Genomic DNA, 22680 nt, shown 5'->3' with positions numbered 1-22680 from the left:
GTGATTAGAAAGAGCGCAGGCCGGTGCGAAATTCGCCGGCCTGCAGAGATATGCCGGCGAGATCTCGCTGGCGGCGGGGGGATAGCGGCGCGATGCCCGGGTCCGGCGCGGGCAGGGTCGGCTTGATGACGAATTCCAGTCCGGAACGGCGAGTGACGGTGTAGACGTTGAACTCGTAAGTGCCGTCCGCTCGCTGCCGGTCACGCAGCTTCCCGAGGTCGATTTCGACATACGCCCCGGCGATGTTCCGCACGCGTTCGTCGGTGAAGCTGTTTGACCGGCCCCTTCCCCGCATGATCTCTACGATCTGCCGTGACGGGCGGTTAGGGTCGAGCGTCATCACGTGGAGCCCGGAAGGCCCCGTCGCGGCCGGAAGCGACTGATTCAATGTGAGCGTCGTTCCCTTGAACATCGCGTGGCGGAACGGGGTGGTGTAATGCCAGACCGTGGTGGGCCACTGGCTGCGTTCGAGTTTCTTGAGTTCGAAGCTGGTTGGCGCTGGTGGCGAGGGCGTACGTATGTTTGGCGGCGGCCGGCGAGCCTCCTCGAGTGCGCTATCCCAGTGGCGTGAGAGAACGGCGCTCGTAGGCCGGTCATGCGTGCGATCGTAGACGAGCCGCTTCACCACGCCGGAACGGAGGCCCTGGCGCGCCAATGCCTCGACCAGGATATCGATGTCGTTGCTGCTGAGGCCCGCCGTCTCGGGATTCAGTCCGCGATAGTCGACCAGCAGTTCGGCCGGCTCCCGATCATAGAGATCGGGCTTGTCCGATGCTCCACCGCGCAGTCCCACGTGTTTGTTGTGCTGCCACTGTCCGGTGCCATCGCGAGACACGGGTGGCGAATAATCGGCCGATGAATGGTTGGGCTTTCGCAGGCGCCAGGTCGCGTTGTCGCGATCGAAGTGCACCCGGTAGGCGTTCCCGCCATGCTCGATATATCGGTTCGCACCGAACTCGTAGACGCCGTTGCTCACGGAGCGCGCATCCTGCAGGCGTACGCCGCGATCGACGTAACGTGGGTCGAACGTGGCATCGAGATCGGGCAGCCGTACCCGTGACGCCACCAACTGCCGCGGCCTTCCGGGTACCTTCGTGAGCACCGTCCGGCCAAGCGAGCGCACCAGGACCTGACTTGCCGCCAGATCGCCGATGGATGAAAAGGCATCGATGAAGTTCTCGAAAGCCTGTAGGCGTTCGTCGCGGCTCACGTTCTCGATTCCGTTCCAGATCGCATGGAGCGCCCTGATGCTGCCGGCTGCCGCGCCAAGGCGCACGGGCAGGAAGCCTTCCGCGAAGCGAGCCGACAACACACCGATCGACTTCGCATGGTCGTAATCTGCCTCTCCCGTGGAACGGGCGAATTCCGCGGCGTCGCGGCCAAGCTGGCCGAGCGCTACGTCGTACGATGCATCGAAGATGTTTCCGGCGATTTCGTCTTCCTTGAAGCGGCCTTCGGTCAGTGTGAAGGGACGCTCGCCGCTCTGACCGGAAAGTGCCCAGACGGCACGCCGCGTACCCGTCGAGACGCGAAAGCGGCGTGTGGCGCCATCGCGGTCTATGGTTGACCACGCTGCAGGTAGCCGTTCGAGCAGATACGGCTCAAACGCCGGGTTGTGCAGGAAGCTGGCGGCTGCGGCCTGGCGGTCGGTGAACTCGCGAAAGCTGCGTCCGTCGGGTGCATCGGGCGTATACAGGATCGTCCGGTAGACACTTCCTTGCGCGCGCACGCCTATGGCGAGGACATCCTTGAGACGTGCGCCTTCATAGACGACATGGCTTGCAACGATGTCGTGATGCTCGACGCGACGCCGCCCCGCAGCCGCGGGTGCATCCAGGATCGCCTCGACCCAGCGATAACCACGTTCGGCGTGATCGTCGATGAAATCCTTTGTGTCGCCTTGGATGTAGGCGGTCGAACGCGCGTCGATCAGTTCGAATCGCATCCTCGCTTCCTGCAGTTGAGCTGACGCGGCGCGGGCACGCTGGCCCTGTGCGGAGGTCTTCAGCTGGCGCACGAGATAGTTCTGGTAGCTGTTCCTGAGGTCGAGGCCGCGAATCATGTCGACGATGTCGTCGCGTCCGAGTGCCAGGAGGAAACCCCCTGAACTCGTCCTTGCTTGCATGCCGCGCATTTCCAGGAAGCCGAAGTTCTCGCGGGCAAGGTCGACCAGCGATCGCCGCTCGACGTCGGTGCCGCTATAGCCGTAGGTGATACTGGATGTCGTGCCGAACAACTCGATCGTGATGTCCGCGGGGTCGTCGGCTATTCCCCGGCCTCGCAGGACTGCGCCCAGCGTAAAGCGCGCGAACTGATCGATGGATGCGACCTTGTCGAGGCCCTCGTTGGCGAGAATGCGCCCTGCATCCGCCAGGGCCGTTCGGTAATCGACGAGCGCCTTTCGCCATTGATTGCGCAGGAAGTCGGGAAGTTGCGCGAGCCGCAGCTCCTGAACCGATGTGACCAGGCGGGCTTGCCTACGCTGGAGCATGGCCTCTACATCGAGATAGTGTTCGGCCGATAGCGCATCGTGGAGGCGATCAGCCAGGCGGAGTTGCCGGCCCTCGCCATCATCGCGCAGCGTCCATGCATCCATCACCCTGCGTCGTTGGACATCGACGATGTTCTCCGCCAGCACGTTGAGGGCGTCGCCCCCGATCTCGCGCGACGTTACGGACACGTCGCCGGTCAGAGTGGGGGCATCGTCATCGGCAAGGCCAGGAAGACGTCCCGTTGCAGCCAGTGTTTCGCGCAGGCGCTCTTCGATTTCCGTATGGAGAGGCTCCAGTCCGTTGAATCGCTCCCAGCCACGATCGGGTGTGAACAGCAGGGCAGACGGGGCGTCGTGGTCGTTGGTGACGACAAGGCTGCCCGCGTAACGGAACGTGCCTGCCGTGAGCTCATGCACGTGGACGTGCGGCGGTGTCAGGTGTCCTTGCGTCCGGGTGAAGGCGAGGATCGCTTCCCTGGCTTTCTCGTCCAGGCTTCCGTCGGCGACACCGAGTGCCGCCTCGTCCGACATAACCGCGGCCCAACGCAGCGCGAAGGCTTGTACGCGGGCGACGGGGCGTTGATCCGGATAGGCGGCGACGGGAGCTCGCCAGAAGGCGGCGAGATGCTCCAGGAAGATAGCCCTGGTCGAAGGATCGCCATGAAAAGGAATGGTCGGGAGACGGCTCTGCTGGTCGATCAGCCAGCGTTGGGCGTCGGCGATGCGCGATATGCGTGTTGCGGCTTCGTCGCCATGAGCGCGCGCGATCGCCGGAAGCGCTTCCGGGGGTGCCATATCCATTGGCATGTCTTCAGTGAGCGTGGGCGCACACTGTAGACAGTCCCGCCAAGCCCTGGCTGTCGGGATCGTCCGAGATGGTCGGGGGCGGCGGTCGCGATGTAGGCTCCACTAAGCTGACATCGCGACCGCCGTTTCGCCTACGAAGGCTATGCGTCAGTGACGGGAGGGTGGCCGCCCGCCGGGGGTGAAGTCTGCCGGTTCAAGACCGAGGAAGCCAACCGGATAGCCCACCTCAGGCTGGATCACATAGGTGGGCTCCGGACCGCGCCGATCTTCGATGATCCTGAGGCCAGGAGAAGTCGGCGTGCCGAGTCGGTTTCGGAAGCGTTCGAGGTGCAAGCGGATCCATGTCGGCCCTCCTGCGCCAGCCGGCGCCCGGGTGGTTGCTCGAAGGCCGGTGAGGCCAGATCCAGGCAAGGCCTCGAGTGACAGCGCGATGGGACCTTCTCCAGCCACGACGGCACCGATCCCAGGCGGATAGTGCCAGAGTGCAGCAGGCCATTCGTTCGTTGGCAGCACGCGCCAGGAAGCGCCGGGCGGCGGTCGCAACCCTGTCTGTAGTGGTTCCGGCGGCGTCGCTCTCGCCGTGCGCAACGCGTCGTTCCAGGCGGTGCGCTGGCGCAGCGTCACCCCTCGTGGATGGGCGCGCGATATCGCTTCCCAGTAGATCAGGCTGCCCTCGCCCCCGTTGCGGAGGCGCCCGTTGAATGATTGCTGGAAAGTCCAGCGTTGAAACTCGGTGAGCCCCTCGAGCTCATGACCGGTGACACTGCGTGTGTGTGGCTGCGGAAACGCGACGTCATCGACCCAGCCGCCACGCAAGCCGATGTCCGTGCGCAGCCGCCAGCCACCGGCCACCGTCCGCTCCACGGCAGGTCCTGGCATCGCGGCATCCAGCGCATTGGGATGGGCGAGACGCCACGTGCCCGAGGACACATCGTGCCGGAGTTCGAAGACATGCTCGTGCTGACGGATGTAGCGATGTCCGTTCAGCCGGTGAATGCCGGAGGTATCCGGCCTGATGCCGCCCAGGTCGATATCGCGCACGGCGTAACGCGGATCCAGACGCTGCCGTGCATCCCTGAGTGGGATGCCCGCATCCACGCTGCGCATGGCGTTTCCGCCGGAACGTAGCGATAGCCTGTACCGCGCGGCATTCGACATGCCGGTATACCAGCCGGCGAAGCTCAACGACGCCGTATAGGCTTCGGTGAAATCCACGAAGGCCTGGCTACCATCGCCTGCTTTGACGCTGTCATAGAAGCGCCAGGTCGCGCGCAGCGCCTGCCCGACCGCGCTCGCCGTATCCTCGACCAACGCGCCCGGCCCACGGAGGGCGCGCAACACACCGTGGAAAATGCCGGCGACCGCTTCGGTGTCGGCCCGGGCGGTACTGCGACCCAGCCACGCGACGTCGCGCGCCTGGCGCACGATCTCGGCGTCGAAAAGTGCGGTACGCACGTCACCGTCGACCACGCGTTCCTCGAAGGGCACCTCGGTGATCGTGCCACGTCCGTCACCGGGGGCTGCCAGCACCCAGTGTGCCTGCCGCGTGGCCTCGGAGACGCGGAAGCGGCGACCGGCACGGTTGGGCAGCGGTTCGCCAAATTCGGCGGGCAGCCGCCTCAGCAGGTACTCCTGAAAGGCGGGGGCGTAGAGGAATTCCCGGCTTGCGGTCGCGCGGTCGCTGAACTCACGGAACGGGCGGCCATCGGGCGCGCCGGGTGTATACAGCACCACTCGCGATGAACTGCGTGCGTCCCGGACGCCGATGATCAGCACGTCACTGACAGCCGCGCCCCGGTAAACCAGTTGGCGCACGGTGATCCGGTGACCACCGACAGCGCGCCTGGTCGCGGCCGCCGGGCTGTCCAGCACCGCTTCGACCATGCGGTATCCGCGTTCGCCGCGGTCGTCCAGGAAGACAGCGGGCTCGTCGCGAAGGTAGGTTTTCATACGAGCGGCGGCGGTTTCGACGCGCATGCGTGCCTGCTGCAGCCGCATGGTCGTGTTGCGGAACTCGCGACCGCGAGGGTCGCTCACTTGCTCGCGCAGGTAGGTATTGAAGCGCGGCGCCAGGTTGAGTTCGCGAGCCATATCGCGCAGCGCCTGCACGTCCGGGCTGGACGAGCCGGGGGGAAGCCCGGCGGCGACGACGCGAAGCCGTCGGCCGTCGTAGAAGCCCGTGTTGAGCAACGCGAACTCCACAAGACTCAAGCGCCCAGAGGTTGTCTCCCGATTCGCGCCGATCCCCGGCAAGGCGAAGCCCTCGCTGCCGGTAGCTTCGAGCTGGACATCGTCTGGATCCACATGGATGCGGCGGCGGGCGAGCGCAGCAGCAAGTTCCCTCTGACTCCATGCTGCGAGTGTGAGCGGCGCGTCATCCACGTGGTGTCGTGCCGATGCCGCAGCGACGAGTCTGGCCAGCCGATAACCCTCCATCGCATTCCGCCAGCCTTGGGCCACGTCGGCGGGTACATGGGCGAGCCGCTGCTCATTGAGGGCCACGGCCAGGCGTCCTTCGCGCTCGACGAGCATCGCGAAGATGTCGAGCTTGTCATGCAGGTCGAGTGCAAACGTGGCGTCATCGGCGAACCGCGATGATGGCTCCGCCTCGGCTGCCGACGGCCACGCATCCTCGACCTTCTCTCGCTGCAAAGCGGTGATACGTTGCGCCATCGCACGAAATACGTCGGCTTGCAGGGGAAGCGAATCGACGAAACGATCGTTCGCCATCACCCGATCGGTATCGTCGGCACGCACGCCCGAAAGCTCACGCCGTCGAGCGAGCGCCTGGCGCCACATCGTTTCCGTCTGGGCATGCAGGCGATCGAGACTGTCGAAGGCGTCCCATCCGCGATCGGGCATGAAACGCAGAACGATTGTGGGATGGGTGGGCTCGATCACGATCACCGCCCCCGCGTAATCGACCGCGCCGACGCGTAACGAACGGGCTTCCATGCCGGGAGGCAGGGGTCCACCCAGCGAACGTGCGAAGCGTTCCGCCAGGCCGGCGGCGGCTACGTCGAGCGTGCCATCGGTGCGTAGGACAATGGCATTGTCGCGCATGGTTGACGCCAGGCGCGCAGCCAGCACGTCGATGCGCGGCACAGATGGTTTCCCGGGCGCGTCTTCGACCGGCTGTTGCCAGAACGCGTCGAGGCAGCCCAGCCACGCATCGCGGCCTTCGACGGCCGGGTTCGCGGGCACGGCGGGCACCGCCTGCTGCTGCGCGGCCAGCCAGGTCTGCACGGCGACAAGCCGACCAAGGCTGTCGATAGTCTCTTGCCGTGTACTGCTGACGATGGCAGGCGGAGCCTGCGGGGGAGCCGTGTCCATGCCGCATCCTTTGCGTGGGAATCCAGCGCAAAGGGTAGAAGGTCGGCGGCGGGAGATATGTCCCTGCCGACGACGACATGGTGTCGGCCTTACGACAGCAAGGTTGTCAGCTCAGGGATGATTCTTGTGCCGCGTCTCTTCATTGGCGACATGCCGGTCGTGCAGCGACTCCGCCGAGGTCTCACCCGGATCGTCCGGTGGACGTGCGTCGAGGTCGCGATCGTTTTCACCGCCCGGGGTGATCTTGAGGATCGAGTGGCGCACCTCGCGGGCGAGAATCACACGTGCGTCGCGCACCATATCTTCCAGCGCGTCGCTGAAGTCGAGCTTGCCGTTCGGGTCGGTCCAGACCACCTTCACTTCACGCAGCTTCTGGATGAAGCCGCGGAAGAGCGCCTTGTCGAAGAACTCCGGTGCCGATAGCTCATTGAGCAGGCCCAGGCGCTGCGCCGTGAGCGTGCAAGCGGTTTCGAGCTCGCCGGAGCTCATCGTATGCGGTCCATTCTTCACCAGCGCGGCGATGGCGATGTAATAGCGCTCAAAGGCCTGCAGCATGCTCCGTGCGATCACGCGCAGCTGGTAGGCGCCATCGTCCTGCCCCGGTCCACGCTCGAGCACCCGACCTTCGCTGCTGGATTCGAGGATGCCGCGGCGAACGAAGAACTCGATCGTTTCCTGCACCTCGTGGGCGAATCCTTCCTGGTCCCAGGGCAGGAACAGCTCGCCCTGGATGAACGGGTAGATCAGTTTGCCCAGGCGCAGGACGGACGAACGTGACATGCGTCGGTTGTTGAGGAAGCACGCGGCCACCCACGCGGCAGCCGCATTCAGGTGCAGCACGTTGTTGCGGAAGTACGACAACAGCACGGCCTGCTCGCCTTCGGTAACGAGCACGTCGCCGAGCGGATGGCGGACGCGGCGGATCCAGCCCATCTGTTCGCCATAGGCGATGATGCCCTGTGGATTCATCGGCGTGATGGTGACCCGGTCCGAATACGGAAGCTCCTGGAACAGCGATTTGGTCAGCTCGAGCTGGGCGACCAGATCGTTCTCGGCCATCGCATGTTTGGGCGTGGCCAGCAGCGCGAGCGCGATCAGGTTGATGGGATTGACGTCGGCGGCGCGGTTGATGTTGACCTGGATGCGTTCGGCGAGATCGTCGACCAGGTGACTCATCCATTCCGGCTTGGCATCGTGTTCGGCGGTGGTCTGTCGCCAGTCGGGCGCGACCGAATCGAGCATGGGCGTGAGCAGGATGGGCTCGCCGAAATTCAGTGTGACGTGCCCGTAGCGTTGACGCAGCACCTTCAGGCCACGGATCAGGCCAAGCAGGGATTCCTTTTCCTTCGGCTTGCCGGAAAGCTCACCGGCATACGACTTGCCTTCCATCAGCTTCTCGTAGCCGATGTACACGGGCTGGAACAGCACCGGACGACGCGGTGCACGAAGGAAGGCGCGCAGTGTCATCGCCAGCATACCGGCGCGCGGGGCGAGCAGGCGCCCGGTACGCGAGCGGCCGCCTTCGATGAAATATTCCAGCGGCACGCCGCGATCGACCAGCTGGGCGAGGTATTCGTTGAAGACCACCGAATACATCGCATTGCCCTTGAAGCTGCGGCGCAGGAAGAACGCGCCGCCACGACGGAGGATGGGGCCGACGCCAGGCAGGTTGAGGTTCACGCCCGCGGCAATGTGCGGCGGCACCACGCCCGAATAATGCAGCTGGTAAGAAAGCAGCAGGTAATCGGTGTGGCTGCGATGGCAGGGCACGTAGACCACTTCATGACCCGGCGCCGCGGCGCGGGCTTTGTCGAAATGGTGCATGGCGATGCCGTCGTAGAGCTTGTTCCAGAAGTTGGAAAGCAGGAACGAGGTCGAGCGGACCACCGGGTGCGAGTAATCCGCCGCGATCTCCAGTGCGAAATCGCGTGCGCGTCGTTGGGCCTTGGCCAGCGTGATGTTTTCCTTGCTGGCCGTGGCGGCGATGGCGTCGCGCACCGGCTCGGTGTTCAGCACCGCGTCGACCACGGTACGTCGATGCGACAGGTCGGGGCCGATCACGGCCGCACGGATGCGGCGGAAGTGGGTGCGCAGCACACGGGCAATCTTGCGCGTGAGTCGCTCCGGCGACAGACCATTTGAATCGGCCAGCACGCTACGCAGCGACACCGGTGCGGAGAAATGCACGACGGTATCGCGGCCATTGAGCAGAAGGGCGAGCATGCGGCGGAAACGACCGACCACCAGCCAGTTTTCGGCGAAGAGCACGCTGAACCAGCCGCTCTCACGATTCGGTGCGCGGCCCACGTAAATGGAAACGGGCACGACCTGGATATCGCGCTGCGGATCGTCTTCCAGCGCACGGATGAGCTGGCCGATCGGCTCCTTGGGCCCACGCGCATCCGTGCGACCGAACAACCACCCATGGCGGCGGCTCAGGGAGAACACCGAGCGACGGCGGCGGCCGGGCAGCTCCAGCAACTGCATCGGGCTGGGCAGGCCGGCTTCGCGACAGGCGCGTTCGAGGATCAGCGCGTCGGAGGCGCCGTCACGCTCGATGGCGTAGCAGACGGCCGCTCCGCTGACGAGCAGGGCGGTCGGCTCGGCGGGATCGCGCTTGATCCGTACCCAGGGTTCGAGAAGCCGACCCAGTAGCTTGAACCACCAGGGTGAACGGGCGACATGGATGTGCGGACCCGCACTCATCGGAAATTCGGACATCGTGGGATTGTACGGCTTCAGCGGGGCCGGGCGGTTGCGACCGGCGCACCATCGTTTCGCGGCGGTGGCGGGGCGGCCGTGCCGGGCAGGGCTGGCGCGCTACCCGTCGGCGCAGGCTGCGCCGGCGGATTGAGCTGGAGGTGCTCGGCGCGGACACTCTGCAGCAGATCGCTGTCGTACCAGCGGCCGTCGAGAAGCACCAGGGTGGCTTCGGTCTGGATCGGCTTGTCCAGCAGGATGTAGGTAATTTTCACGTGCGCCGACCCACCACTGTTCTCGATGGTGTCGATGCTGATCGACTCGAAGCTCTTGTCGATCGACAGCCCGTAAACGGCAAACAATCGCTTGAATCCCATCCACCCGGTCGACCAGGTGGCCATGGACTGCTCGAAGGTCATCGCGTGCAGCGCATCGGGCGTGGAAAGGTTGGCTTTGCGCGCAGTATCGACAAGGATGCCGATCGCTTCCTTCGCCTTGGCCTGGTCGCCCCATGGCACGGTCTGCGTCCAGGGCGCGACGACGTTGACCGCCTCGCGCAGCTGGCGCTTCTGCGAGACGGTGAGGTCCTTGGCCTGATCGATCGCCGTGAGCGCCATCGACTGACCGACGCCGGAGAGTAACGGCATCTGGTCCTTGTAGTCGTGGTCGAACCGGACCAGCGTCGGCCGGAGGTCGGCGAATAGCTTCTTTTCCGCGTCGGGTTCGGTCAGGCGCTTTACGCCAGCCTCGAACTTCGCACGATCGTCGGCATCGAGCGGCTCGGTAGGCGCGTTTCGCTTCACCCAATCGGCGCGCAGGGCGGCAAAGTCCGCCGGCGGCAGGGCGTGCCTCCAGAACATGTCGAACTTGCCGTCGCGAAGCAGATCCAGCGAATCGCGCATGGCATCTTCGGGCGAGCCGCCACCGGGCGTGCCGGGGGCATCCTTCGGCTTGTGGTTGCAGGCGGAAAGCAGGCCGACTGCCAGCAGGAGGATCCAGGCCAGGTGCGATAGGCGGCGCATGGGGGCTTCGACGTCTTCGGGAGGCGGGGACGGGGAGCGTACAAGAAAAAACCCCGGAGGCTCATCGCTTCACGGGGTTATCCAGCCCGAGGCCGGTAAGGGAAATGGCCTTGCCCGCATTGCTTTTGGCGCCACGGGTTTCGGCGAGAGAATAATAGTTAAATAACATTGCTAAAGCAATGCCTTAACTTTATCACTGTAAGTTGATGATTTTATTGGGTGCGAAGCGACTCGATCTTCTTCTGTCGGCGCTCGCCACGCGGCAGGCTGAAGTCGTTGTCGAAGAGCGCCGGTTCCCAGCTACCGTAGGTCGGGTTCGGCAGGACGAACCAGCGCTCGCCGATCCACGCCGTATAGGGAGCCATGGCCCTGGCCCGGCCCTGCACGTTGTTACCCAGGACATTGGCGAAATCGCCGATCTGATCGCCGAACTGCATCAGCACGCGATAGTTCTTCGCGACCAGCTGGCGACGGCAACCCTTCTCGCTGCCCACCTGCTCGCAACCTTCGACGAAGGTACCCAGGCCCAGGAAGGATTCCTTCCCTGCCACCGGGAAGCCCGCCGAACGCAGGTTGGCCAGCGTGGCTTCGTCCAGGTCCTTGGCGCGGTTGGAAATATAGATGACGGCGATGCCGTGCTCGGCGGCGAACTTCGTGAATGCGAGCGCACCCGGCAGCGGACGCGCGATCGCTTCCTTGCACCAGGCTGCCCAGTCGGCTTCGTTGAACTCGCCTCCGGCGCGGATCAGGCGTGCCTGATAGGGCGAGTTATCAAGCGCCGTTTCGTCGATATCGAGCACCACGGCGGGCTTCAGGCCTTTGAGCGAAGCGTGGGCTGCGCGGTCGTCCTTCGGCAGCGCGTCCCAGTTCGGATCCTGCTTCGCTTTGAGAAGTTTCTCCTGCGCATCGCGGAAGGTCTGCAGGTAGATGAAGTCGTGTTCGCTGGCGTTCTGCGACCAGGCCACTGCATTGAGGTTGTCATCGGCGGCAGGGCCGGTGGCGGCGGGAGCCGCTACGGGCGCAGCTACTGCCGTGGCGGTCTGCGTGTGGGGCGTGGCGGCACAACCCGTGAGCACCAGGGCCGCGGCGAGCGCGACCGGAACGAACTTCATCATGGGAACCCCTTGCGAAACAGGCATCGTCGCCCGTGGGCCGGCGATTGTCCGGGGAGTTTACGACAGCGTGACGACGGGAAGCACGCCTCTGGCGCATAGCCCCTGCGTCCTGACAGACTGCGCCCTCATTCCCGACGAGGTCTTTCATGGACGTCGCCAGCCCGCGCACTCATGTCATCCGCATCGCCAGCTACATCGCGATGGGTCTCGGCCTTTTCCTCGTGCTCTACCTGCGGTTGCTGCCGGCCCTGCTCGCCGGATTGCTCGTGTACGAGGTCGTGGTGTCCGTGGCACCCCTGATGGGACGCCGATTGTCGGGCGACCGCGCGCGCGTGCTCGCCGTGGCCCTGGTCGCCATCGTCGTCGTTGGCCTGCTGAGCTTGCTCATCCTCGGCGGCATCAGCTTCTTCCGCAACGAGATCGGCAATCCCGAGGATCTCTGGCAGAACAAGCTGATGCCCCTGGTCGAGCGGGCTCGCGAGCAGATGCCGCAGGCCGTCGTCGCCCGGTTGCCGGAAAGTGTCGACGCGCTGCGCATCACGGCGCTCGACTGGGCACGCTCTAACGCGGGCACCCTGCAGCTTGCCGGCAAGGAGGCCGCCCGTGTCCTCGTGCACATCCTCATCGGCCTCGTGCTCGGTGCGATCGTAGCGCTGAGTCGCACACGCCCCTCGCACCAGGCTGGCCCATTCGCAGCGGAGCTGAGCTTGCGCAGTGCACGCCTGGCCGATGCGTTTCACAACATCGTGTTCGCCCAGATCAAGATATCGCTGGTCAACACCTTCCTGACCGCGGTGTACCTGCTCTGCATCCTGCCTTTGTTCGGCGTGCACCTGCCGCTGACGAAAACGCTGATCGTGATCACCTTCCTCGTTGGCCTGCTGCCCGTCATCGGCAACCTGCTGTCGAATACGGCGATCACCATCGTTGGTCTGTCGGTCTCCCTTTACGTCGGTATAGGCGCGCTGGTCTTCCTGATCGTCATCCACAAGTTCGAGTATTTCCTAAACGCGCGCATCGTCGGCAGCCAGATCCGGGCCCGTGCCTGGGAGCTCCTGGTAGCCATGTTGCTCTGCGAGGCGGCGTTCGGACTGCCTGGCGTGATCGCGGCGCCGATCTTCTACGCATACCTCAAGGCTGAACTGGAAGCCGGGCACTTGATCTAGCGTTCATCGCCGGCCTGATGGAATCCCGCCAACTTCAAGGAGTGTCACCCATGGTCAGCACGCCAGGCGATTCGCGCAACATTCGCATCGCCACCTACGTCTTAGCGGCGCTTGCGCTGTGGGGCGTCGTCATGCTCCACCTGGTATCGGCCCTGCTGGCCGGCCTGTTGGTCTATGAGGTGGTCGAGGCGCTCACGCCACTCATTCGACGCGTCATTCCCGGTGAGCGCGCACGACTGATTGCGGTCGGTTTCGTCGCGATCGTCGTGGTTGGCGCCCTCATCCTGATCGTGGTCGCCGCGCTCGGCTTCTATCGGCGCGACATCGGCGATCCCCAGGAGTTATGGGATAGCAAACTGTTGCCGTTGTTCGACAAAGCCCACGAGCAGTTGCCGGCGTGGCTGACCTCGCGGCTCCCGGACAGCTTCGTCGATTTCCGCGAGCAGGGCATGGGCTGGGCCCACGAGCACGCGGGCGATCTCAAGCTGGTGGGTACCACGGCGGCGCGCGTGTTCGCGCACATCCTGATCGGCCTGGTGCTCGGCGCCATCGTTGCCATTTCCCACGGCTCGGGAGGGCGCCCGGCACGTCCGTTGTCTTTCGAGCTTTCGACCCGGGCGATGCGCCTGGCCGATGCTTTCCACAACATCATCTTTGCCCAGCTGAAGATTTCGGCGATCAACACCACGCTGGCGGCCCTGTTCCTGCTGGTGGGCCTGCCGATGTTCGGAATTCACGTGCCGCTGGCCAAGACCCTGGTGATCCTCACTTTCATCGTCGGTCTCCTGCCCGTAGTGGGCAACCTGATTTCCAACGTGCTGATCACCATCGCCGGCCTGTCGGTGTCGCTATGGGTCGGCGTGGCGGCGCTCGGCTTCCTGATCGTGGTGCACAAGCTGGAGTACTTCCTCAACGCGAAGATCGTCGGCGGACAGATCCGTGCGCGCACCTGGGAGCTGCTCATCGCGATGCTGGTGTTTGAGGCGGCATTCGGTCTGGCGGGGCTGGTGGCCGCACCGATCTACTACGCGTACCTGAAGAGCGAGCTCGAGGCTGAGAAGTTAATTTGAAGGGTGGAGCTATCGCCGATGAATCGGCTCCTACCGAGCGGGATTGAGGGGTCAGGCGGAATCAGGCGCCGCTGGCGAGCATGGCGCGGATGCGCGCCATGTGGGTGGCCGCGGTTTCCATCTTCACTTCAGCGTCGGCCTCGGGATCCTTACCGTCCCAGTGCAGATCGTCCTGCGGCAATTCTTCGAGGAATCGGCTCGGATCGTTCGAGAGGACCTCGCCGTACTTGCGCGACCTGGCTGAGAACGACAGCGTCAGCATCTCCTTGGCGCGCGTGATACCCACGTACATCAGCCGTCGTTCTTCATCGAGGCGGCCTTCGTCGATCGCGCCTTCGTGCGGCAGCGTGCCGTCCTCGCAGCCGACGATGAAGACGAAGCGGAACTCCAGGCCTTTCGCTGAATGCAGGGTCATCATCCGCAGCGCGTTGCCCGGGTCGTCGCGATCGGCGTGACTGAGCAGGGCAAGCTGGGCGGCGATGTCGCCCGTGCGTCCGCCGTCCTTGCTCATGGCACGGAACCAGTCGGCGAGTTCGCGCAGGTTGCCCAGGCGACGCTCGCGCAGCACTTCATCGGGCGTCGAGGCAGCGATCTGCGCGCCGTAGCCGGTCTTCTCGATGATCGTCTGGACCAGGTCGGCTGCGCTGAGGTGGTTGGCGTCGCTGCGCAACTCGTCCATCAGTCGTGAAAAGTTCGCCAGCGCGGAAGCGGGACGCGACGAGATCGTCTTGAGCACGGTATCGCTTCGCGTCGCCTCGAGCAGCGAGGCATTGCGCGTTTGCGCCATCTGGCCGAGTTTCTCGAGCGACGTCGAGCCGATCTCGCGCTTGGGCACGTTCACCACGCGCAGGAAGGCGGCATCGTCGGTCGGGTTGGTCAGCAGGCGCAGGTAGCAGAGGATGTCCTTCACTTCCGCGCGATCGAGGAAGGACAGGGCGCCGCTCAGGTGGTACGGCACCTTGGCCAGGCGCAGCGCCTTCTCCAGCACGCGTGCCTGGAAGTTGCCGCGGTAAAGAATGCAGAAGTCGTCCCAGCGAGCGCCCTTGTCCTTGTATTTCTCGTGCAGGCTGGAGGCGATCGCGGCGATACGCTCGGCCTCGTGGTCGTTGTCCTTGCATTCCAGTACGCGGATCGGAGGTCCCTCGACGTGGTCGCTCCACAGCTTCTTGTCGTGAACGTGGGGATTGTTCGCGATCAACTGGTTGGCGGCACGCAGGATGCGCTTGGCACAACGGTAGTTCTGCTCGAGTTTGATCACGCGCAGGTTGGTGAAGTCGCGTCCGAGCTGGTCGATGTTCTCCGGGTTGGCGCCGCGCCACGCGTAGATGCTTTGATCGTCGTCACCCACGCATGTGAAGCGCGCCTTCGGCCCCGCAATCGCCTTGAGCAAGCGGTACTGCGCGTCGTTGGTGTCCTGGTACTCGTCGACCAGCAGGTAGCGAAGGCGCTCCTGCCAGACGGCGCGTGCGTCGTCGTCGGTTTCCAGGATACGCAACGGCAGGCGGATGAGATCATCGAAATCCACCGCATTGAAGGCGGCCAGACGTTGTTGGTACAGGTCGTAGATCGTCGCGGCTTCGATCTCGCGCGGGCTGCGTGCCGCTGCCATGGCTTCCTCGGGGGTGAGGCCGCCGTTCTTGGCCTTGCCCACGAGGTTGCGGATGCCCTGGATGACTTCGGGCTTCACGCCTTTGGGCGAAAGCTCCTTGATCATGTTTGCGCTGTCGTCGGCGTCGAGCACGGAGAACCCGCGGCGCAGCCGCGCACGTTCGTGTTCGATCTGCAGGAACTTCAGGCCCAATGCGTGAAACGTGCAGACGGTGAGGGCTTTTGCCGATTCGTCGGAAATCAGCTTGCTCACGCGTTCGCGCATCTCCTTCGCCGCTTTGTTAGTGAAGGTGATTGCCGCGATCTTCTCGGCGGCCAGATGGCGGCGCGAGATCAGGTGCGAGATCTTCTCCGTGATGACACGGGTCTTGCCGGAGCCGGCGCCGGCCAGCACGAGGAGGGGGCCGTCGCAGTATTCGACAGCCGCATGTTGCTGCGGATTGAGCATGTGGGATCGGCCGGACAGGGCAGCGGACGAGGTAGCGGATGGTAGCAGGTGGGGACCCGCCGGCGGGGGTCCCGGAACAGGCTCACCGGCGACGAGACCGGGCCTCGGCCCACAGCGGCCAGGGGCTTGGCGCTACCATGTGCGGTCACGCACCGGAACGATCCGCATGGCCAAGCTCTACTTCTACTACTCGGCGATGAATGCCGGAAAGACCACCACGCTGCTGCAGAGCGCGCACAACTACCACGAGCGGGGCATGCGCACGCTCATCCTCACGCCGGCGCTGGACAACCGCTATGGCGAGGGCATCGTCGCCTCGCGTATCGGCCTGCAGGCGCGGGCCATGCGCTTTGCCGGCGACGAGAACCTGCTGACTATCGCCGAGCGTGACATCGAAAGCCGCGGCCCGCTGCACTGCGTGCTGGTGGACGAAGCGCAGTTCCTCAGCAAAGGCCAGGTCTGGCAGCTCTCCGACGTCGTCGACAAGCTGGGTATCCCGGTGCTCGCCTATGGTCTGCGCACGGATTTTCGTGGCGAGCTCTTCGAAGGCAGCAAGTACCTCCTCGCCTGGGCGGACAACCTCGACGAGATCAAGACCATCTGCCATTCCGGCAAGAAGGCCACCATGGTGGTACGCGTGGATGAACACGGCCGGGCCGTGACCCAGGGCCCACAGGTTGAGATCGGCGGAAACGACCGCTATGTCTCCGTGAGTCGCGCCGAGTTCAAGAGCATCACCGGCGGCGACGGCCGTATCGAGCTGCAGCAATCCGTGCTGCCGCTCGGCGAAAGCGACCCAGATCAAGGAAAAAGCACGTGACCGAGACGACGAACACCGCCGCCGCATGGCCGCGTCCGCACTGGCAGCCCAGCGAGGAGGAGGCGGTGCTGCTTTTCTTCGTGTTCGGCGCGTTCCCCGAAGACCTGGTCATACCCGCCGCACGCTACGGTAGCCCGGGCCTCCCCGAAGGTGTGGAGCTGCAGCGCTTCCAGAATGCGGTGCTGGCGCGCTGGGAGGGCTACCCACTCTCCGGTGCCCTCGGTGAGTTGCTGAAAGAAGACAGTCCCGAAGCCTATGCCGACGCCAAGGCGGCGCCGCACGTGATCGCCATTCGTGGCCGCTTCCCCGATAGCGACCACCTCGACTACCTGCGCGACACGCTGGGTGTCGTGGCTGCGCTGACCGACATCGGCGGCAAGGCCGTGATCGATCCGCAGATCCTCTCGCTGTTCGATGCCGCTTCCTGGCGCGAGCATTATCTCGTACAGGGCGGTGCACCTACCCGTCATCACGTACTGATCCTGTGCAGCCCCGAGGAGACCAAGGGGCGTTCGTGGATCCGTACGCGTGGCATGCGCAAGTTCGGTCGGCCGGACATCAGCCTGACCAACGTGCCCGATCGCGAGATCGACCGTGCGGGCGCGTTGTCGGAGCGATTTGTCGACCTTGGTGCCCTCGGCGCGCACTTCGAGCAGCACCAGACGATCGAAGTGGATGGCGTGGCCGGTGGCCTGACGGTAGAGCTGTCCGGCGACGAGAATGATCCGATGTTCAACAACTCTCATGCCGCGATGCGCTGGCCCGACTGACCGTTTGCGCTATCGGAACTCGTCGGGTGCGCTCAGCGTGAGCCACTCGACGAACTTCGCCGTTTCGCCGACCTCGTGGAAGTCGACGGCGACAAAGTTGGGCTTGCGCCGGGCGACAGGGCGGCAGTTCTCCAGGTACCGCCGCGACAGGCTTTCGAAATCGTTGTCGTTATCGGCATGCCAACGTACCGGCAGGTCGTGGAATTGATTCATCGTGAAAAGCGGGCGCCAGCCCGGCTTGCCTTCGATGGTGCGTCGATTCAGCCACCGCCCTTCATCGGCCCATCGGCTTACGCAGCCGTAGTCGTGTAGCAGCACGGGAGGCCCGAGGCTCCAGTAGTTTTCGACGGTGTAGTTTCGGCTCGACATGACGCTGACGGCGCCGTCGCCCACACGAAAATCGCCGGTGTTGTTCGTGTTGAGGCTGAAGATCAGTACCCGCTGACCCCTGTCGCGTAGTTGCCGATAGGTGGGCCACGCGGGGGTGTCCCATGTGTCCGGCTGGAATGTTCTCCCGGCCAGGCCAGGGGCCCTCGCGAGTTCCTCGGTCAGCTGTGCTGCCGACGTCTCATCCTCGAGCTGGAGCGTGACGATCGCATCGGGGTTGTCGTCCAGATACGGCAGGAGCGTATCGTTGAGCAGGTCGGCGAAGGCAACCGAGCTCGGGCTCGTGCAGACCTTATGGCACAGCCGCACGCGGCCGTAGTCGTAATGCAGGTCCAGCATCAAGCCACGGACGCCTTCCGCCAGTTGAGTTGCGATTGTCTGGCTCTGGTTGGGTACGTTGCCGTTGCTGGTGAATGCGTTGTGGGTCGTCACCCAGCTGTATTGGTCGAATGGGCGGTCCATGTCCTCGGGTGTGCGGGCCACCGACGGCGTTGCAACGGCGAGGAGGAGGCAAAGCGTGGCGCGTTGGGTCGTGATCACGCGGCGTTCCGTGCATGCGATGGATGGCACACACGATAGGAGGCAGCGCACCGTGTCCGCTGTCAGCGCAGAACCCGATTCGACGTAGGGCTAGATCAGCGCTGGCAAGACGGGCAGTAGAACGACGCACGCTGGCCCAAGGTGACCACCTTGATCGGCGTGCCACACGCCTTGCACGCTTCGCCCGTGCGTCCGTAGGCGAACAACTCCTGGAAGAAGTAGCCCGGCGCGCCGTCCGGTGCCAGGAAATCGCGCAGCGTGGTGCCTCCGCGCGTGATCGCGTAGGCAAGGATGCGCTTCACCTCGGTGGCGAGCTTCGCATAGCGCTCGCGCGATACCTTGCCTGCGGCGCGACGAGGGTCGATGCCAGCGGCGAACAGTGCCTCACTCGCATAGATGTTTCCGACGCCGACGACGACCGCGTTGTCCATCAGGAAGGTCTTCACCGATGCGGTTCGGCCGCGTGACAACGTCCACAGCAGGTCGCCGTCGAATTCGTCGGTGAGCGGCTCTGGCCCGATGCCGTCGAGCAGCTCATGCGTCTGGCCGGGCATCTGCCAGAGCAGGGCGCCAAAGCGACGTGGGTCGGTAAAACGCAGGACGCGTCCCGTGTCCATGGCGATGTCGACATGATCGTGCTTGCCGATGGGCGTTTCCGCCGGTAGCACGCGCAGCATGCCGGACATGCCCAGATGAAGCAGGGCGGTGCCCACCTCCGTGCGCAGCAGCAGGTATTTCGCGCGCCTGTCCACGGCGTCGATGACTTGCCCGGGAAGCAGGGTGGCTATTTCCGGAGGGATCGGCCAGCGCAGATCCGGGCGACGCAGGACCACGCCGGTGACACGGTGTCCCTCGAGATGAGGGGCGATACCGCGGCGGGTGGTTTCGACTTCGGGAAGCTCGGGCATGTACGCAAGATGGGGTGTTTCAGGGCGTCGGGCAAGCACCAGCGCTTGTGCTCACTGCACAGGCTTCATGGTGGTCGGCAATGCCTGGGTGCGCGGTGCGCGGGGCAGGGCTTGCGCCGGAACGAAGGCGATGCGCTGCCCCACACGGGCGTAGCGCTGCTTACCCAGGGCGGTCATTTCGCCGAAGTCGATGCGCGTGCCGTCGATCGTGAGCACCGCGATCGGGGGCGCAAGACCCACCTTGGCCGGATCGAAATCGTCGGCGGGCTTCCAGTCGGCCACGGGGGTCGCTGCCAGCGAGGCGAGTTCCTCGGCGCGGCCTTCGTCGGTAGTCGCGGAGTCGACATTCACCCAGCGTCCATTCCGCTTCTCGAACCGCTGATCGGGCAGGCCCTTGAGTGACACAGCCATGTGCGTGACTGTCTCGGGGTCGAGCGCGGTGAGCGTGTGCTCGCGCGCATCGGCACCGTCGGCATGCCACTGCCAGCCAACGGCGCCGAGCAGTAGCGCGACAACCGCGATGCCGACAATGCGGAGCATCACGTCAGCGCCTCCGCCGGCGCCATGCGATACCCGCGCCGAGACCGAGCAGCAAGGCAGGCAGGGCAATCAGGAAGCCGAACGTGATCGCGTTGAGTCCGTCCTGCGAGAGGGAAATCACCCGGTCCGGCGCGCCGCGCGTCGGCAGGTTTACCAGGACGTCGTCGCCGAGCAACCAGTCCACGATACGCTCACCGAGGGCGCGATTGCCGCCATTGCCGACATACGTGTTGGAAATGAAATCGCCATCGCCGATGACGACGGCGCGCTGCTCGCTCTTCGCCGGGCTGGGTGACAGCCGGTTCAGCGCAAAGCCGAAATCCAGCGGCCCCTTGAGTTCGCCGGTTTCCGGATGGAAGGCAATGGTCGACGGCTTGTCGTTGTCGATGCCATCGAAGGTCGTCCAGCTGTGTTCGCCGGAGCGCAGGAAGGGTACGACCGCCCAGTCATGGTCGGACACCTGGGCCAGCGCCGCTGTCTGCGGGAACAGGCTGGTGTCGCGGAAGCCGCGGGTGATGGCATGGAAGGGGTAGTCGCCGACCACGACATTGCGGGGATCCTTCACGCTGAGCGTGCTGCCCTGTCCGTCGACCAGCACGCCGGGAAGGACGCGTACGCCAAGCACATCGGCAAGCGCGCCGGTTCCCAGATCCACGTTGCCCGGTTCGGTCATCCACAGCAGGTTGCCGCCGGAGCGGACGTAGTCGACCAGCGCGGCGATACTGCCGGCGGGTAACGAGGCAGTCGGGCTGGCGAGCACGACGAGATCGGTGTGTTCGGGAACGCCCTGGGTCTGACTGAAGTTCAGCGGCACGGCACGGATGCCCCGACGCTCGACCTGATTCATGAAGATGCCGAGATCAGCGTTGGCCTGACCGTCGGCCTGGCGTTCGCCATCGCCGGTGACGAAGGCGACAACGCGCTCGCCGCCGCGTGCGAGACGCTCGAGGGCGTTGGACAGATTGCGTTCGTTGATCGGGCTTTCGACGCGTTGTTCGCGGCCGGCGTAGCGCACCAGCAAGGCACCATCGCCGGCGATGCCGAGCTGGCGCGACGCGGCGGGATCCAGGTCCGGGTCGACAAAGGACAGCGTCAGGTCCTTCTTCCCGCGCGTGTAGCGCTCCATCACGGCGGCCACCTGTTCGCGCAAAGGGCCGGTTGGTGAAAGGTAACCGACGACCTCGACAGGCCCTTTCAGCGTTGCCAGCACGGCGACACTTTCCGGCGCGAGGCTCGCACGCGCGCCCTGCGTCCAGTCGGATGTCCATACGTGGCGCGAGCTGAGAAAGCCGATACAGCCAGTCGCCACGACCAGGGCCAGCAGGATGAACCAGCGGTCGAAACGGCGCATTACTGGCGCTCCCTGTCGCCGCCGAGGCGGCGGGTGGCGAGGATCAGGGACAGTGCGATAGCCAGTGCGAACCAGATCAGGTCACTGGAGACGACGAGCCCGCGCAGGAGGTTCTGCAGATGCGTGGCCATGGTCAGCCATTCAAGAAAACCACCGGACACGCCGGCAGCCTGGGCACCGCGGTCGATCGTCCACAGCACGAGGGTCACGATAAGCGCCATCGCCGCCGAGATCGCCGGGAACGACGTCGCCGCGGAGCAGGCCACCCCGATGGCGGCGAGGGTGGCCAGGAGTAACGCGGTACCAAGCGTGGCAGCGGCGAGTTTGCCCCAGTCGGCGGTGGATTCGGCGCCGACCATCAGGGGCATCGCCAGCGTCGCCAACAGCCACAGTGCGAGCCAGAGGAGGACGGCAAGATACTTGCCGATGACGATCCGCCAGGGGGCGAGCCCCGTTGAGGCGAGCAGCGCCAGCGTGCCGGTGCGCCGCTCGCCGGCAAGCAGCGACATGGTCATCAGCGGGACGACCAGGAAGGCCAGCTTGGCCAGCTCGGCCAGCAAAGGTATGGCGACCAGGTCGGTGAAACCCGGCGCGTCGGCCATGCCCGCGAGCTTCACCTGGGCGCCGAGGAACTGGCCGAGCCCGAGGACGAAGCTCCAGGCCAGCCAGGCAATGGTCAGGGCGGCGATCGCCCAGGCGAGCGGACGCACGGCTAGCCGACGCAGCTCGAGGCGGGTCACGGCGCCGAGGCTCATGCGCCGGCTCCGGTGGCAATGCCGAAGAAGGTGGCTTCCAGTGTCTTGCCCCCCGCTTCGTCATGGAGGGGGGCGTCGTGACGAAGGCGCCCCTCGTGCAGGATCGCCACCCGATCGCACACGGCCACGACCTCGCCGAGCACATGGGTGGAAAGGATGACCGCCGCACCCGACGCTGCCCGCTCGCGGATCAGCTTGCGCAGTTCGCCGATTTGCACCGGATCCAGTGCGTTCGCTGGCTCGTCGAGGATGACCAGGGCAGGCTCGTGGACCAGTGCGCATGCCAGGCCGAGGCGCTGGCGCTGGCCCTGGGAGAGCACGCCGGCCAGGCGTCGACGAAGGTCCCCCAACTGGAGCCGGCCGATAATGGCGTCGGCGGCCCTTCGTGCCGCCCATCGGGATGAGCCACGAAGGCGCGCAAAGGCGAGCAGGTGCTCGTCCACCGACAGTTCGGGCCACAGCGGTGCAGCCTCGGGCAGCCAGCCGACCAGCGAGCGGGCGATTCCTGGATGGGCGACGAAGTCGCGACCGTCCAGGGTGATACCCCCGGATTCCGGCCGAAGCGCCCCGGAGAGCATGGATAAGGTGGTCGATTTGCCCGCCCCATTGACGCCCAACAGGCCGAGGACTTCACCGCGGTTCAGGGAAAAAGAGACGTCGGTCACGGCCGCGCGGCCGGCCCGGCGCCGGAAAAGGCCGGTGACGTTCAGGAGCGGGAGGTCGGTCATGCGCCTACGTCGCCGAAAAACCGGCTTCTCGCGGGATCATGTGGCCAACAAGCGGCCTCGGCGGGGCGTGTCTGAACGGCGAAGGGAAAGCTCATGGGGGCGATTGTGCGCAAAGGGCTCC

General features: G+C 65.1%; 16 protein-coding genes. 4 read left to right on the top strand and 12 right to left on the bottom strand.

What is annotated here, in order from left to right; translation table 11 throughout:
- Positions 1-4 precede the first annotated feature (4 nt).
- The 5 genes from C8J98_RS02575 to C8J98_RS02555 all read right to left on the bottom strand — a co-directional run bounded on the left by C8J98_RS02575 (position 5) and on the right by C8J98_RS02555 (position 11468).
- Complete coding sequence (locus tag C8J98_RS02575) at positions 5-3292, bottom strand: DUF6543 domain-containing protein (RefSeq protein WP_107910595.1); 3288 nt, start codon at positions 3290-3292, stop codon at positions 5-7.
- 153 nt (positions 3293-3445) lie between these two features.
- Complete coding sequence (locus C8J98_RS02570) at positions 3446-6631, bottom strand: DUF6543 domain-containing protein (protein WP_107910593.1); 3186 nt, start codon at positions 6629-6631, stop codon at positions 3446-3448.
- Positions 6632-6742: 111 nt separating this feature from the next.
- On the bottom strand, positions 6743-9352 hold the full coding sequence (gene plsB / locus C8J98_RS02565) for a glycerol-3-phosphate 1-O-acyltransferase PlsB (RefSeq protein WP_233260076.1): 2610 nt from the start codon (positions 9350-9352) through the stop codon (positions 6743-6745).
- Between the two features lie 17 nt (positions 9353-9369).
- Positions 9370-10353 (bottom strand): hypothetical protein, encoded by a 984-nt coding sequence (locus tag C8J98_RS02560; protein WP_107910589.1) that lies wholly within the window; start codon positions 10351-10353, stop codon positions 9370-9372.
- 212 nt (positions 10354-10565) lie between these two features.
- On the bottom strand, positions 10566-11468 hold the full coding sequence (locus tag C8J98_RS02555; protein ID WP_107910588.1) for an HAD family acid phosphatase: 903 nt from the start codon (positions 11466-11468) through the stop codon (positions 10566-10568).
- Between the two features lie 146 nt (positions 11469-11614).
- Here C8J98_RS02555 and C8J98_RS02550 point away from each other — a divergent pair, with 146 nt between their 5' ends.
- Both C8J98_RS02550 and C8J98_RS02545 read left to right on the top strand, forming a co-directional pair.
- On the top strand, positions 11615-12634 hold the full coding sequence (locus C8J98_RS02550) for an AI-2E family transporter (protein ID WP_107910586.1): 1020 nt from the start codon (positions 11615-11617) through the stop codon (positions 12632-12634).
- 50 nt (positions 12635-12684) lie between these two features.
- Complete coding sequence (locus tag C8J98_RS02545; protein WP_107910585.1) at positions 12685-13704, top strand: AI-2E family transporter; 1020 nt, start codon at positions 12685-12687, stop codon at positions 13702-13704.
- Between the two features lie 61 nt (positions 13705-13765).
- On the opposite strand, the gene C8J98_RS02540 is transcribed toward C8J98_RS02545, so the two are convergent.
- On the bottom strand, positions 13766-15760 hold the full coding sequence (locus C8J98_RS02540; protein WP_107910583.1) for a UvrD-helicase domain-containing protein: 1995 nt from the start codon (positions 15758-15760) through the stop codon (positions 13766-13768).
- A 166-nt stretch (positions 15761-15926) separates the two neighbouring features.
- On the opposite strand from C8J98_RS02540, the gene C8J98_RS02535 reads away from it, so the two are divergent.
- Complete coding sequence (locus tag C8J98_RS02535; RefSeq protein ID WP_107910581.1) at positions 15927-16580, top strand: thymidine kinase; 654 nt, start codon at positions 15927-15929, stop codon at positions 16578-16580.
- Entirely contained in the window at positions 16577-17350 is a 774-nt protein-coding gene (locus tag C8J98_RS02530) for a hypothetical protein (RefSeq protein ID WP_107910579.1), read from the top strand. The genes C8J98_RS02535 and C8J98_RS02530 overlap by 4 nt, the downstream gene beginning before the upstream one ends.
- A gap of 9 nt (positions 17351-17359) precedes the next feature.
- On the opposite strand, the gene C8J98_RS02525 is transcribed toward C8J98_RS02530, so the two are convergent.
- The 6 genes from C8J98_RS02525 to C8J98_RS02500 all read right to left on the bottom strand — a co-directional run bounded on the left by C8J98_RS02525 (position 17360) and on the right by C8J98_RS02500 (position 22559).
- Positions 17360-18277, bottom strand: a complete 918-nt coding sequence (locus C8J98_RS02525) for a hypothetical protein (protein ID WP_107910577.1) — start codon at positions 18275-18277, stop codon at positions 17360-17362.
- A 95-nt stretch (positions 18278-18372) separates the two neighbouring features.
- Positions 18373-19185: a bifunctional DNA-formamidopyrimidine glycosylase/DNA-(apurinic or apyrimidinic site) lyase gene (gene mutM / locus C8J98_RS02520; protein WP_107910575.1), complete on the bottom strand. Its 813-nt coding sequence runs from the start codon at positions 19183-19185 to the stop codon at positions 18373-18375.
- A gap of 51 nt (positions 19186-19236) precedes the next feature.
- A complete protein-coding gene (locus C8J98_RS02515) occupies positions 19237-19725 on the bottom strand; it encodes a hypothetical protein (RefSeq protein WP_107911127.1) in 489 nt (162 codons plus the stop codon).
- A 4-nt stretch (positions 19726-19729) separates the two neighbouring features.
- Positions 19730-21076 carry a GldG family protein gene (locus C8J98_RS02510; protein ID WP_107910574.1) on the bottom strand — a complete coding sequence of 449 codons (1347 nt, stop codon included), beginning with the start codon at positions 21074-21076 and terminating at the stop codon, positions 19730-19732.
- Positions 21076-21831 carry an ABC transporter permease subunit gene (locus C8J98_RS02505; protein ID WP_107910573.1) on the bottom strand — a complete coding sequence of 252 codons (756 nt, stop codon included), beginning with the start codon at positions 21829-21831 and terminating at the stop codon, positions 21076-21078. The genes C8J98_RS02510 and C8J98_RS02505 overlap by 1 nt, the downstream gene beginning before the upstream one ends.
- Complete coding sequence (locus C8J98_RS02500; protein ID WP_107910572.1) at positions 21828-22559, bottom strand: ABC transporter ATP-binding protein; 732 nt, start codon at positions 22557-22559, stop codon at positions 21828-21830. The genes C8J98_RS02505 and C8J98_RS02500 overlap by 4 nt, the downstream gene beginning before the upstream one ends.
- Positions 22560-22680: the final 121 nt, after the last annotated feature.

Source organism: Luteibacter sp. OK325 (assembly GCF_003050935.1).
GTDB lineage: Bacteria > Pseudomonadota > Gammaproteobacteria > Xanthomonadales > Rhodanobacteraceae > Luteibacter.
The sequence above is the reverse complement of the archived record's forward strand: the minus strand, read 5'-3'. Positions and strand labels throughout refer to the sequence as shown.